Origin of the sequence: Serpentinimonas barnesii (assembly GCF_000696225.1) — a bacterium.
Classification (GTDB): Bacteria; Pseudomonadota; Gammaproteobacteria; order Burkholderiales; family Burkholderiaceae_C; genus Serpentinimonas; species Serpentinimonas barnesii.
Genome location: NZ_BAWN01000002.1, coordinates 21,762 through 33,893, shown reverse-complemented (window position 1 = coordinate 33,893; position 12,132 = coordinate 21,762). Strand labels below are relative to the sequence as shown.

Here is a 12,132-nt window from a genome sequence, read left to right as displayed (position 1 = left end):
TACGCTTCGCATCCTCATCTCTTTCATCGGGCGCCTTATGATCGTCCGGGATGTGACATCTAAGGCCACCCCCCTCATGGGTGGCCTATTGATCAATCAGTCTGTGGTGTGGCGCTGAATATGGACCTTTTGCTAAGTTTTTTCCACACCTTCCTGACCCAGTTTCAAACGCCCACGCTGGCGTTTTTGCTGGGTGGAATGTTGGCGGCTGCGTTGGGCAGCAAGCTCGATATACCGGATGCCATTTACCGCTTCTGCGTATTCATGCTGCTGATGCGCATCGGCATTCAGGGCGGGATGGAGATCCGCGATGGCGATATTGGGGCCATGCTGCTGCCAGCATTGTTCAGCGCCGTGATTGGCATGACGATTGTGGTGTTGGGCTGGTTGACCCTGGCGCGCATGCGCGGCGTGCGCATGGACGACGCGCTGGCCACAGCCGGTTTGTTTGGTGCGGTCAGTGCCTCGACCATGGCGGCCGGCATGTTCATGCTGGAAGACGCCGGCATTGAGTTTGAAGCCTGGGTGCCGGCCTTGTATCCATTCATGGATATTCCGGCCCTGGTGCTGGCAATTGTGTTGGCTAACCTGTATCTGAGCAAAAAGAACGGTGGTTCTGGTCAGCGGGTAGCGATCTGGCCCATCGTGAAAGAGAGTCTGCAGGGCCCTGCACTGTCGGCCATGCTGCTGGGATTGGCCATAGGCCTGTTCACGCGCCCCGAAGCGGTGTTTGAAGGCTTTTACGATTTGCTGTTCCGCGGTCTGCTCACAGTGCTGATGGTGACCATGGGCATTGAGGCCTGGCAACGCTTGAGCGAATTGCGCAAGGTGGCGCATTGGTACATTGCCTATGCCTTTGTCATGCCCATTGTGCACGGCTTGATAGGCTTTGGCTTGGGCTATGTGGCGCACCTGCTGGTGGGCTTCAGCCCGGGTGGTGTGATTTTGTTGGCGATCATCGCCGCTTCGAGTTCCGACATTTCCGGGCCGCCCACGCTGCGCGCCGGCATACCCACGGCCAACCCCTCGTCCTACATCGGTTCTTCGACCGGTGTCGGCACGCCGGTGGCGATTGCCATCTGCATCCCGCTGTTCCTGATCCTGGGCCAAGTGGTTTTTGATCTATGATCACGTCCACTTATTGGGATGCCAACATGCTGAACAAAGCGAAAAAGGTGGTGGTGGTCACCGAAAAAATCCTGCTCGACAAAGTGGTGGCGCTGGCCATGGCGGCCGGTGCGACCGGCTACACCGCGGTCTATGCCAACGGGCAAGGGCACCGGGGCGTGCGCTCCGACGCCCTGAGCGGGCACGGCGAAATTTTTAGCAACGTCAAGATCGAGTTCATCACCGCCAGGGATGAGGTGGCCCAAAAAATCATCGAAGGGGTGGTTGCCAAATATTTCAGCAACTACTCGGGCATTGCCTACGTGGAAGAGGTCGAGGTGGCGCGGCCACAGCAGTTTTAAGCCCTTGCTTGGGTTGGGTGGGCCACTGCCTGCTGGGCTTGCACAGACCAACACCCATGAGCGTTCCAGAACTTGCCAATCGGGCAGCGGCTGCGCCTGACCCAGGGCCGTGGGCCCAAGCCCTGATCCACGGGCGGCGCAGCACCTCGCCACGGCGCCTGTGCGCGCCCGGGCCCGACGCGGCGCAGCAGCAGCTCATACTGGCTGCGGCGGGGGCCGCGCCCGACCACGGCCGCATCCTGCCTTGGCGCTTGGTCGAGGTGCCGCTGGATCAGCGCGCGCGCTTGGGGGCGGCTTTTGCCGAAGCCCTGCTGGAGCGCGACCCGCAAGCCACGGCCGAGCAAGTGGCGCAGGCGGCCGAGAAAGCGCAGCACGCGCCTTGGCTGCTGCTGGCGCTGCTGCGCTTGGGGGCTGAGCCTGCAGGGCCTGCAGGGGTCGAAATCCCCGAGCACGAGCGGCTGTTGGCCACTGGGGCGGCGCTGCAAAACATGCTGCTGCAAGCCAGCGCGCTGGGTTTGGGTTCTTGCCTGACCAGCGGCCAGGCGCTGCAGTCGGCCCCCCTGCGGCGGCTGTTTGGCTTGGCGGCAGATGAGCGGGCGCTGTGCTTTGTCAACATCGGCCACGTGGCGCAGCCGCGTGCGCTACAACAGCGCCCCGCCGTGGCCGATTACTTTGGCCGCTTGGCCCCTGCACCGGATGCAGAGTCGCCATGACGGCACCCGCGCCAAGCTTGGCCGAAGCGGTGACGGCCTTGGTGCTGGCGGGCGGGCGTGGCAGCCGCATGGGCGGGGTGGACAAGGGCTTGGTGCGCGTGCAAGGCGCCCCGCTGGTGCAGCATGCCTTGCAGCGGCTGCGCGCCCAAGCCGGGGGCGCTCCGCAAGAACTGGCCATCAACGCCAACCGCCATTTGGCCGACTACGCCGCCTTTGGGGTGCCGGTGTGGCCCGACCCGGTGCCGGGTTTCGTTGGCCCCTTGGCCGGTTTTGCGGCCGGTTTGCAGCACGGCCGCACGCCCTTGCTGCTGACGGTGCCCTGCGATGTGCCCCGGTTCCCGCTCGACCTGCTGCAGCGCTTGCGCCACGCCTTGCTGCACGAGCAGGCCGACTTGGCCCTTGCGGCGGCCCCGGACGAGGGCGGGGTGATGCGCTGGCAACCGGTTTTTTGTTTGCTGCGCGCCGGGCTGCGCCAGAGCCTGCTCGACCACCTCGGAATGGGCGAGTGCAAGGTGCAGGCTTGGGCGCGCCAGCACCGCTGCGCCGTGGTGGCCTTCGATGCGTCGACCGACGACCCGCTGGCCTTTCGCAACCTCAACACGCCCGAGCAGGTGCGCGCCTTGGAGGCTGAGCGCGCCGATTAACGGATCGGCAGCGCCTGTTCGCGCACCCGCTCTTCCACGTGGCGCAGCCGCGCATCGATGATTGACTGCTCGATGTGATCGACCGCTGCGGCGCCTTGCCCCAACTGGCGCGCCGCGCGCAACCGCTCCAGCGCGCCGGGGGCATCGAGCTGGGCCAGCCGCGCCTCGGCCTCGGCGCGGGCGGCGCGCACCGGTTGCTGCTGCGCCAGATGCAGCCCGGCCAGCGTTTGCCAGGCCAAGGCGTCGCCGGGGTGCAGGCTGGTGCGCGCTTGCAGCCGCGCAATCGCCAGCCGCTGCCGTTCAGCCCCGTGCTGCAAGCTGGCCTGGGCCGCCAGCAGCAGCGCGGCACGGCGCTCCGATTGCAGGGCGGCCGCCAGCAAGTCGCTCAGCGCCTGCTGTTGCGCCGGCGGCAGCGCCTGCGGTGGCAGCAGCAGCAACAACTCCAGGTTCAGCCAGCGCAGTTGCTCTTGGGTGGCGGGGTCGGTGGGCTCGTGCGCTTGCAATTGGCGCAAGCCCAGCAAGGCCAGCGCCGGTTCGCGCAGCCGCGCGGCGGCCAAGGTGGCGGCGTAGAGCTGGCCCAGTTCCTCTGGCGTCAGGGTGCGGCCCAGGGCTGGCGTGGCAGGCGCACCGGCGGCCGGACGCAGCGTGGCGGCCAGGGCTTGGAGGCGATCGCTGCCGGTTTCGGACAACACGCGCGCACGCGCCGCCATCAGCGCGTGCACCGGCGCGGGAATCGGGCTTTGGCTCTGGCGCAGCGGCGCCAGTTCGTGCAGCCGCGCCTGCATGTCGGCGCTGCGCTCGGCCGTCATGGGGTGGGTGCGCAGGTAGGGGAAAGCGCCGCCATCGTTGAGCCGCGCCGCCGCTTGCAGCTTGTCGAACAGGGTGATGAAGCCCTGGCCGTCGAAACCGGCCTCGGTCGCAATGCCCAGCCCGACCCGGTCCGCCTCGCGCTCCATGTCGCGCGAGAAATTGAGCTGCCCTTGCAGCGCCACCGCCTGCCCGCCCATCACGGCGGCGCTGGCCACGTCGGCGTTGCGCGAGGCATTGGCCGCCAGCGCGCCCAGGATCATGGCCCCGATCACCCACGGCGCTTGCTGCTGGCGGCGCTCGAACAGGCGCGCGATGTGGCGCTGCGACACGTGCGCCAGCTCGTGCGCCAGCACGGCCGCGATTTCATCGGCGCTGGTGCTGATCGCCAGCAGCCCCAGGTGCAGGCCCAGATAGCCGCCCGGCAGGGCAAAGGCGTTCACGCTGCGGTCGCGGCTGAGCAGCAGCTCCCAGGCAAAGCGCTCGGCCAGTTCGGGCGACACCTCGCCACGGCGCTGCGCCGCTTGCAGCAGTGGCTGCCAGATGGCTTGCAGGTAGTCGTGCAGCAGCGGGTCGTCGAGGTAGTCGGGGCTGCGAAAAAGCGTGCGCGCGATCTCGTCGCCCAAGCGCCGCTCTTGCGCCAGCGACAGCGCGCTGGCGTCACCTAGGGCGGGCAGGTTGGGCGTGGCCGCCACAGGTTGCGCCGCCGCCGGCAGCAGCACGGCCAAACCCAAGGCCAGCGCCCAAGGGCGGCAGCGGTGCAACAGTTTCAGTCTCATGCCCGTATGATGCCAGCTTGGCGAAAAAATTGCCTCCGCCACCACGCCCTGCGGCCCCATTCACCCTTGCTTGCAAAATATGCCCGAACCACTCACGCACTTCGACGCCCAAGGCCAGGCCCACATGGTCGATGTGGGCGACAAGGCCGCCACGCGCCGTCTGGCGGTGGCCCAAGGCCTGATCCGGCTCGAACCGGCCACCCTAAGGCTGATCGAGGCCGGCAGCGCCAAAAAGGGCGATGTGCTGGGGGTGGCGCGCTTGGCCGGCATCATGGCGGCCAAAAAAACCAGCGAGCTGATCCCGCTCTGCCACCCGGTGGCCCTGACCCGGGTGGCGCTGGAGTTCGAGTTGCTGCCCGACCCGCCCGCCGTGCGCTGCACCGCCAGCGCCGAGACGGTGGGCCCCACCGGGGTCGAGATGGAAGCCCTGACCGCCGTGCAAGTGGCCTTGCTCACGGTGTACGACATGTGCAAGGCGGTGGACCGGGGCATGGAAATCACCGGGGTGCGGCTGCTGCAAAAAGAAGGCGGGCGCTCGGGCAGTTACCGCCACTCCAGCGCCCCTTAAGCCAGCCGCTGCTCAGCCCCTGCCCAGCGCCTTAGCGTCCGGGTTCGTCCTCGTCCTCGGCCCCGTTGGCCAGCAAGTCGGCAGGGGCGCCGGCGGGCAGGTCTTCGACGCCGCGCAATTTGCGCTCGATGGCGCGCGTGCGCACGCCTATGTCGCCAAATTTCCTAGAGGCGGCGTCGATGGACTTGTGGGTGGCATCGACGATTTCGCCAAATTTTTTGAACTCGGTTTTGACCGCCGACAAGATGAGCCAGACCTCGGACGAGCGCTTTTCGATCGCCAGCGTGCGAAACCCGAGCCGCAGGCTGTTGAGCATGGCGGCCAGCGTGGTGGGGCCGGCGACCACGATGCGCCAGTCGTTTTGCAGCGCTTCGATCATGCCGGGCAGGCGGCAAACTTCGGCAAACAGCCCCTCGGTGGGCAGAAACAACACCGCAAAGTCGGTGGTGTGCGGCGGGCTCAGGTATTTGCTGGCAATTTTGCGCGCCTCCAGCCGGATCGAGGCCTCGAAGGCGGCGCTGGCCGATTGAATCTGCGCCTTGTCGGCGCCCTCGTGCGCGTCGAGCAGGCGCTGGTAGTGCTCGACCGGGTATTTGGCGTCGATCGGCAGCCAGACCGGTTGTTCGTCGGTCTTGCCCGGCATTTTGATGGCAAATTCGACCAGCTCGTTGCTGCCCGGCACCGTCTTGACGTTTTGCGCGTACTGGTCCGGCGTCAGCAGGCCTTCGATCAGGGCCCCGAGCTGCACCTCGCCCCAAGTGCCGCGGCTGCGCACATTGCTCATGACGCGCTTGAGGTCGCCCACGCTGCCGGCCAGCAGCTTCATCTCGCCCAAGCCGGTGTGCACCTGCTCCAGCCGCTCGCTCACCAGTTTGAACGATTCGCCCAGCCGCTGCTCCAGCGTGGCGTGCAGCTTTTCGTCCACCGTCAGGCGCATTTGTTCGAGCCGGGCGCCGTTGTCGGCCTGAATGGCGGCCAGCCGCTCGTTGAGGGCGGCGCGCAACTGCTCGGCGTGTTGCTGGTTGTCGGCCGCCAGTTGCGTCAGGCTGCGGCCCAGCTCGTGGCGCAGCGCCAGCAGCGCCTCGCCGGTTTCGCGTCGGCCGTGGCGGGCTTCCTCTACCGTTTTGGCCAGTTGTTCGTCTAGGCGCTGGCGCGCCGCCTCCTGCGCCTGCGCCGTGCTGGCGCTGAAGGCTTGGATGTGCAGCTCGATGCGGGCGCAGGCGGCCTCGCTGCGCGCGCTGGCCTGGGTCAGCGCCAGCAACGACTGTTCGAGTGTGCCCAGGCGCAGCAGCAGCTCGGGCGCGACCTCGGGTGGCGGGCGGCTGCGCAAGGCCGATAGCAGCAGCACTTGCAGCGCCAGCAGGCCCAAGACGCCCAGTGCGCCCAAGGCCAGCAGCGCCGCCAGCCACCCTTCGCTCAGCGGCAGCATGGGGGCTTAGTAGCTGTACACGCCGCGCCCGCTCTTGCGGCCCAGGCGGCCGGCGGCGACCAGCTCTTTGAGCAGCGGGCAGGGGCGGTATTTGCTGTCGTTGAACTCGGTCACAAAAACGTTCATCACCGCCAGGCAGACGTCGAGCCCGATCAGATCCGCCAGCGCCAGCGGGCCGATCGGGTGGTTGCAGCCCAGCTTCATGCCGGCGTCGATGTCTTCGGCGCTGGCCAGCCCTTCGGCCAGCACGAAAAAGGCCTCGTTGATCATCGGGATCAGCACCCGGTTGACGACGAAGCCGGGCGCGTTCTTGACCGTGATCGGCGTTTTGCCCAGCTTGAGCGCCAGCGCCTGCACCGCGGCATGGGTGGCGTCGCTGGTTTGCAGGCCGCGAATCAGCTCGACCAGCGCCATCATCGGCACCGGGTTGAAGAAGTGCATGCCGATGAAGCGCTCCGGTCGCCCGCTCAGCGCCGCCAACTGGGTGATGCTGATCGAGCTGGTGTTGGTGGCGACCACGGTCTCGGGCGCCAGCAGGGCGTCGAGTTGGCGCAGGATTTTGATTTTGAGTTCGAGATTTTCGGTGGCCGCCTCGATCACCAGTTGCGCCCCTTGCAGCGCGGCGTTGTCGGTGCCAACCTGGATGCGCGCCAGCGCGGCGTCTTTGTCGGCGGCGCTGATTTTTTCTTTCTTGAGCAGGCGCTCCAAGCTGCCCGTGACGGCGGCCAGGCCTTTTTGCACAGCGGCTTCGCTGATGTCAACCAGCACCACCGCCACGCCGTTGAGCGCGCAGACCTGCGCAATGCCATGGCCCATGGTGCCCGCGCCGACGATGCCGACGGTTTGAATTTCGCTCATGAAAACTCTCCTGAAGTGGGGGATGGTGGATGAGGCAATAGGGTCATTATGCCTTTGGCCAGTGACCGCGAAAAAAAACCCCGAGGCCGCTAAGCGCTCGGGGTTGGGTGATCCAGCTTGGGCCCGGATCGGGTCTGGCTCAGCTTGGAGGCTGGTGCAGACCGGTGTCGATCAGGCAGCCGATTTGCTGGAGCGGGCAGCCGGTTTGGCGCTGCTCACGGCCGTGCTGGTGACGGCGTTGAAGTTGGCTTCGGCCAGCTCGGTGGCTTGCTTGACGGCTTTTTGCACCGATTCCATGGCGGCGCTGGCGGTGGACACGGCGCTTTTCACAGCAGCCACGGCCGACTCAGAGCCTTGGGGCGCGTTTTTCACGGCGCTGTCCACGGCGGCGACGAACTGCTTTTGGGCATCCGACGCTTGCGCTTCGGCGACCTTGCTCAGCTCGGCACCCATGCCGGTGGCGATGTCGTACAGGTGGCGGCTGTAGGAGGCGGCTTTTTCGGCCATCGGCTGCAGGGCGGCGCCTTGGAGGGCGACCAAGTCTTGCAGGTCTTTGGCGCCCATCACGGCTTGGGCGTGGCTGGCGGTTTCGGACAGCGAAGCGCGGGCGGCTTGCAGGTTCAGTTCGTTCAGACGCTCGACGCTGGCCAGCGCCTTGGTGCTCAGATCGAACAGGGTGGAGACTTGGGCTTTTTGGGCGGCGAGGATTTGTTCAACGGTCAACATGGCAAGGTTCCTTAAAAAGGTGAAAGCAAAAAACTGACAGTTCGGAAACTGTAGCGCGCGTTTGCGTCAAAACCGTGTCAGCCCGGTTATGCTGCGCTGCAACATGGTTCCAAGTATAGGGCGCTTTTTGACAATTGCAAGCCCTTTTTGTTGCGGTGCAGCAAAAAACCCACAAAAACCCGCCGTGCGCTGGGGCGTGCCGTTGCTGCTATGGTTGGAACTCTGGCCGCCCTGGCGGTCGAACGGCTGGCCTCTTTCAATCTTGGTTTCATCCCTTCACAGGAATTTCATGCTCTACGCCACCCTCAAAACCATCCACCTGCTGGCCATCATCGTCTGGCTCGGTGGCATGGCCTTTGCCCTGTTCTTTTTGCGCCCGGCTGCGGCGTCGCTGGAGCCTGCCGTGCGCCTGCCGCTGCTGCACGATGTGTTTGGGCGCTTCTTTAAAGCCATTTTGGCGATTTCGCTCATCACCCTGTTCACCGGTTTGTGGATGATCGGCAACGTGGCGCGGGCCGCCGTTGAGGGCGGTGGCAGCTTCACCATGCCGCTGGACTGGAAGGTCATGTCCACCTTGGGCGTGCTGATGATTTTGATTTTTGGCCATGTCCGCTTTGCCCTCTACAAGCGCTGCGACAAGGCGGTGCAGGCCAAGGACTGGGCCGCGACCGGGGCGGTGATGGAAAAAATCCGGCTCTGGGTGCTGGTCAACCTGGCGCTGGGCGTGGTGATCGTCGCCTTTACGCTGCTCAACTGAGGCCAGCCCAAGGCCGCAGATCAGGGGCTGGTCCTAGTGCCCAGATTGCGGCCCTTGCAGCGGCAAGTCAAGGTGGCGCAGGTCCGAGTCTTCGGGGTGCACCACGATCGTAAAACCGAGCTTGCGCCCCAGCGCCAACATGCCGGAGTTCTCGCGCAGCACCGCACCCACGATGCGCTGGGTGCCGTTGGCGCGCAGGTAGCGGATCAGCTTGTCCATCAAAATCCAGCCCAAGCGGTGCCCCTTCATGTCGGAGCGCACCAGCACGCCGAATTCGGCCTCGATGTTGTCCGGGTCGCCCAGGCCGCGCACGTCGCCGATCATCTCCTCGCTGCCGTCGGGCAGGGGCAGGGTGGCGATGAAGGCCATTTCGCGCTCGTAGTCGATCTGCGTCATGCGCGCCAGCTCGCTGTGCTCGAAGCTGCGCCGGCTGTAGAACAGGCGCAGGCGGATGTCTTCGGGGTCGAGTTTTTCAAAAAAGGTTTCCAGCAGCGCCTCATCTTCGGGTCGGATCGGGCGCAGCGTCAGGGTGCGGCCATCGGCAAAGGGCAGGGTCTCGATCAGCTCCAGCGGGTAGGGCCGGATGGCGAACTGCGCCGCCCCGCCCGGGCGCTGGCGGCTCAGGCGCAGCCGCGCATCGAGCACCAGCGCGCCCTCGGGGTTGAGCAGCAGCGGGTTGATGTCGAGCTCGGCGATTTCGGGCACCTCGGCCAGCAGTTGCGACACCGCCACCAGCGCATCGACCAGTGCCTCTTGGTTGGCGGCCGGCACGTTGCGGTAGCCTTGCAGCAGCTTGGCGACCCGGGTGCGCTCGACCAGCGAGCGCGCCAGCTTGCCGTTGAGTGGCGGCAGCGCCACGGCGCGGTCGGCCAGCACCTCGACCGCCACCCCGCCCTGCCCAAACAAAATCACCGGCCCAAACAGCGGGTCCACGCGCGAGCCGATGATGAGCTCGTGCGCGTGGGCGCGCCGCGCCATGGGTTGCACCGTAAAGCCTTCGATGCGCGCCTGCGGTTGCAGTTGCGCCACGCGTTCCAGCATGGAGCGCGCCGCCTGCTCCACTTCGGCGGCGTTGTGCAGGTCCAGCCGCACCCCGCCCACGTCGGATTTGTGCGTGATGTCGTGCGAGAGGATTTTGAGCACCACCGGGTAGCCCAGCGTTTCGGCGGCATAGACCGCGGCCTGCGCCTCGGGCGGCACCACGCGGGTGGGCGTGACGGGCAGCCCGGCGCGCTTGAGCAGTTCTTTGGCTTCGGGCTCGGTGAGCCACTCGCGCCCGTCGGCCAGCACAAAATCGACCAGTTCGCGAATGCCGGGCAGATCGATGCGGCTGCGCAACGGCGCAGCGGGCGGGGTTTCCATCAGGTCGATCTGGTGGTGTCGGTGCAGGCGCAGCGAGGCGAAGGCGCGCACCGCGTCTTCCGGGGTGTCGTAATCGGGGATGCCGGCGGCGCGAAACAGCGCGCTGGCCTCGGCCACGGCCTGGGTGCCGAGCCAGCAGCCCAGCACGCGCACCGGTTTTTCGCTCGCCAGTGGCAGCAGCGCCTGCGCAATCTCTAGGCTGGGCACGTGGCCGGTGGGGGCGTGCACCAGCAGCACCGCGCAATCGCGCTCGCGCAGCAAAATGCGCAGGGCATCTTGGTAGCGCTGCGGCGGCGCGTCGCCGCCTATATCGACCGGGTTGGCGCGCGACCAGCCAGCGGGCAGCACCGCGTCGAGCTCGGCAATGCGCTCGGGGCTTAAGCGCGCCAGCCGCACGCGGGCGTAGTCGGCGGCGTCGGCGGCCAGCACCCCGGCCCCGCCGCCGTTGGTGAGCACGATCAGGTCTTCGCTGCGGTTGTCGCGAAAGCGCGCCAGCAGCTCGGCCGCCATGAACAGGTGCTGCAGGCGAAACACGCGCAACATGCCCGCGCGAGACACAGCGGCGTCAAAAACGCGGTCGCTGCCGGCCAGCGCCGCGCTGTGGGTGGAGGCCGCCTGCTGGCCCTGGCCCGAGCGCCCGCCCTTGACCACGATCAGCGGCTTGTTGCGCGCCGCCACCCGCGCCGCCGACAAAAATTTGCGCGGCTCGTCCAGCGTTTCCACGTAGAGCATGATGGCGCGCGTGCGCGCATCGCTGGCCAGGTAGTCGAGCACATCGGCGAAATCCACGTCGGCGTGCTCGCCCAGCGAGATGAAGTGCGAAAAACCAATCTGGCGCGAGCTGGCCCAGTCCATCATGGCTGTCACCAGCGCCGCCGACTGCGACACAAACGCCACCGAACCGGGCTGCGCGCTCACCTGCGCCAGGCTGGTGTTGAGCCCTAGGTGGGGCACCAGCAGACCAGTGCAGTCGGGCCCCAATATGCGCAGCGAGTAAGGGCGCGCCGCCGCCAGCATGGCCTGGGTTTGATCTTCGCTCAAGCCCGCACTCACCACCACCGCCGCCTTGCAGCCGCGCGCGCCCAGCTCGGCAATCAGGCTCGGCACGGTGGCGGCCGGGGTGCAGATCACGGCCAAGTCGGGCGTTTGCGGCAGCTCGGCCACGCTGTGCCAAACCTTGTGCTCGCCCAAGTGGCGCAGGCGCGGGTTGACGGCGTACAGCGTGCCCTTGAACTCGGCCGCAAGCCGGTTCCAGATCGCGCGGCCGTCGCGCTGCGGCCGGTCGGATGCGCCAAACACCGCGACGCTGCGCGGGGCCAGTAAAGCATGCAAATGGCGGGTCATCATGGTGGTTTGCGCGGTGGCATCCAGGCGATTAGGGCGGAGCGCATGGCTTCTTCGACGCTCATGTCGATCGGGGTCAGCCATTCGCGGGGAACAAACAAAGTGTAGCCGCCGATCATGTAGCCCATGGGCAGGTACACGGCCACCCGATCCCCCTGCAAAAAGCCCGGCGGCAGGCCGTCCACGTGGCTGCGCGTGACCAGCCCCACCACCTCCAGCGGCTGCCCCGGCCAGCGCAGAATCACCACCTGCTGCGTGGCTTGCCCCGGGCTTTGTGGCGCAAAATAATCGGCAAAGCTTTTCAGCGAGTTGTAGATGCTGCGCACCACCGGCGTGTTGGTAAAGGGCAGCTCGACCCAGTTGAACAGGCGCGAGGTGTCTTGGCGCGAAATCAAATAACCCGTCAGGATGATGATGCCGATGGCCACCAGCAGCCCCAGGCCGGGGATGTAGAGGCTGCCCAGCAGCGGGCGGATCAGGTAGGAAGCCAGCGATTCCGACCACGCCACCAGGGCAAACAGCAGATAGACCGTGAGCAGCAGCGGCAAAATGGTGATCAGGCCGCGCAGAAAGTATTGCGACAGGCGCTTGGCGAGGGCGGGCAGGCGGGTGGAATCCATGGGGGCACTCGATTGAACGCTGCAAGCGTGACAGTTTCCTGCAGCTTTGCCGATTG

At 66.4% G+C, this 12,132-nt stretch carries 12 protein-coding genes; 6 read left to right on the top strand and 6 right to left on the bottom strand.

The annotated features are described in order from the left end of the window. The first annotated feature begins 120 nt into the window (after positions 1–120). From SRAH_RS00390 to mobA, 4 genes are read left to right on the top strand one after another with little or no spacing between them, the layout of a single operon-like run. Positions 121–1,128, top strand: a complete 1,008-nt coding sequence (locus tag SRAH_RS00390) for a sodium-dependent bicarbonate transport family permease (protein ID WP_029461386.1) — start codon at positions 121–123, stop codon at positions 1,126–1,128. Positions 1,129–1,154: 26 nt separating this feature from the next. Beyond that, a complete protein-coding gene (locus tag SRAH_RS00385; protein ID WP_029461385.1) occupies positions 1,155–1,469 on the top strand; it encodes a P-II family nitrogen regulator in 315 nt (104 codons plus the stop codon). Between the two features lie 56 nt (positions 1,470–1,525). Next, on the top strand, positions 1,526–2,182 hold the full coding sequence (locus SRAH_RS00380; RefSeq protein WP_029461384.1) for a nitroreductase family protein: 657 nt from the start codon (positions 1,526–1,528) through the stop codon (positions 2,180–2,182). Beyond that, complete coding sequence (gene mobA / locus SRAH_RS00375) at positions 2,179–2,826, top strand: molybdenum cofactor guanylyltransferase MobA (RefSeq protein ID WP_029461383.1); 648 nt, start codon at positions 2,179–2,181, stop codon at positions 2,824–2,826. Before SRAH_RS00380 ends, mobA begins: the two co-directional genes overlap by 4 nt. Here mobA and SRAH_RS00370 read toward each other — a convergent pair. Beyond that, positions 2,823–4,412, bottom strand: coding sequence for a M48 family metallopeptidase (locus SRAH_RS00370; RefSeq protein ID WP_045475617.1), 1,590 nt, complete (start codon positions 4,410–4,412; stop codon positions 2,823–2,825). The genes mobA and SRAH_RS00370 overlap by 4 nt on opposite strands. A 79-nt stretch (positions 4,413–4,491) precedes the next feature. On the opposite strand from SRAH_RS00370, the gene moaC reads away from it, so the two are divergent. Then, a complete protein-coding gene (gene moaC, locus SRAH_RS00365) occupies positions 4,492–4,980 on the top strand; it encodes a cyclic pyranopterin monophosphate synthase MoaC (RefSeq protein WP_029461381.1) in 489 nt (162 codons plus the stop codon). A 31-nt stretch (positions 4,981–5,011) separates the two neighbouring features. Here moaC and SRAH_RS00360 read toward each other — a convergent pair whose 3' ends face one another. The 3 genes from SRAH_RS00360 to SRAH_RS00350 form a co-directional block, all read right to left on the bottom strand. After that, positions 5,012–6,409, bottom strand: coding sequence for a DNA recombination protein RmuC (locus SRAH_RS00360; RefSeq protein ID WP_045475603.1), 1,398 nt, complete (start codon positions 6,407–6,409; stop codon positions 5,012–5,014). 6 nt (positions 6,410–6,415) lie between these two features. Beyond that, positions 6,416–7,267 carry a 3-hydroxybutyryl-CoA dehydrogenase gene (locus tag SRAH_RS00355; protein ID WP_029461379.1) on the bottom strand — a complete coding sequence of 284 codons (852 nt, stop codon included), beginning with the start codon at positions 7,265–7,267 and terminating at the stop codon, positions 6,416–6,418. A gap of 171 nt (positions 7,268–7,438) precedes the next feature. After that, the gene (locus SRAH_RS00350; RefSeq protein WP_029461378.1) at positions 7,439–7,993 is read right to left on the bottom strand and encodes a phasin family protein; all 555 of its coding nucleotides are present in this window, start codon (positions 7,991–7,993) and stop codon (positions 7,439–7,441) included. A gap of 289 nt (positions 7,994–8,282) precedes the next feature. On the opposite strand from SRAH_RS00350, the gene SRAH_RS00345 reads away from it, so the two are divergent. Further along, positions 8,283–8,750 carry a CopD family protein gene (locus tag SRAH_RS00345; protein ID WP_029461377.1) on the top strand — a complete coding sequence of 156 codons (468 nt, stop codon included), beginning with the start codon at positions 8,283–8,285 and terminating at the stop codon, positions 8,748–8,750. A gap of 33 nt (positions 8,751–8,783) precedes the next feature. On the opposite strand, the gene SRAH_RS00340 is transcribed toward SRAH_RS00345, so the two are convergent. Then, positions 8,784–11,459 carry a bifunctional acetate--CoA ligase family protein/GNAT family N-acetyltransferase gene (locus SRAH_RS00340; RefSeq protein ID WP_029461376.1) on the bottom strand — a complete coding sequence of 892 codons (2,676 nt, stop codon included), beginning with the start codon at positions 11,457–11,459 and terminating at the stop codon, positions 8,784–8,786. After that, positions 11,456–12,076 (bottom strand): DUF502 domain-containing protein, encoded by a 621-nt coding sequence (locus tag SRAH_RS00335; protein ID WP_045475598.1) that lies wholly within the window; start codon positions 12,074–12,076, stop codon positions 11,456–11,458. Before SRAH_RS00335 ends, SRAH_RS00340 begins: the two co-directional genes overlap by 4 nt. Positions 12,077–12,132 lie beyond the last annotated feature (56 nt).

What these genes read in the sequence shown, in the direction of transcription:
- mobA (WP_029461383.1), top strand. Translation starts at nt 2,179, where the DNA reads ATGACGGCACCCGCGCCAAGCTTGGCCGAAGCGGTGACGGCCTTGGTG.
- SRAH_RS00345 (WP_029461377.1), top strand. Translation starts at nt 8,283, where the DNA reads ATGCTCTACGCCACCCTCAAAACCATCCACCTGCTGGCCATCATCGTC.
- SRAH_RS00335 (WP_045475598.1), bottom strand. Translation starts at nt 12,076, where the DNA reads ATGGATTCCACCCGCCTGCCCGCCCTCGCCAAGCGCCTGTCGCAATAC.
- SRAH_RS00370 (WP_045475617.1), bottom strand. Translation starts at nt 4,412, where the DNA reads ATGAGACTGAAACTGTTGCACCGCTGCCGCCCTTGGGCGCTGGCCTTG.
- SRAH_RS00350 (WP_029461378.1), bottom strand. Translation starts at nt 7,993, where the DNA reads ATGTTGACCGTTGAACAAATCCTCGCCGCCCAAAAAGCCCAAGTCTCC.
- SRAH_RS00385 (WP_029461385.1), top strand. Translation starts at nt 1,155, where the DNA reads ATGCTGAACAAAGCGAAAAAGGTGGTGGTGGTCACCGAAAAAATCCTG.
- SRAH_RS00340 (WP_029461376.1), bottom strand. Translation starts at nt 11,459, where the DNA reads ATGATGACCCGCCATTTGCATGCTTTACTGGCCCCGCGCAGCGTCGCG.
- SRAH_RS00390 (WP_029461386.1), top strand. Translation starts at nt 121, where the DNA reads ATGGACCTTTTGCTAAGTTTTTTCCACACCTTCCTGACCCAGTTTCAA.
- moaC (WP_029461381.1), top strand. Translation starts at nt 4,492, where the DNA reads ATGCCCGAACCACTCACGCACTTCGACGCCCAAGGCCAGGCCCACATG.
- SRAH_RS00355 (WP_029461379.1), bottom strand. Translation starts at nt 7,267, where the DNA reads ATGAGCGAAATTCAAACCGTCGGCATCGTCGGCGCGGGCACCATGGGC.
- SRAH_RS00360 (WP_045475603.1), bottom strand. Translation starts at nt 6,409, where the DNA reads ATGCTGCCGCTGAGCGAAGGGTGGCTGGCGGCGCTGCTGGCCTTGGGC.
- SRAH_RS00380 (WP_029461384.1), top strand. Translation starts at nt 1,526, where the DNA reads ATGAGCGTTCCAGAACTTGCCAATCGGGCAGCGGCTGCGCCTGACCCA.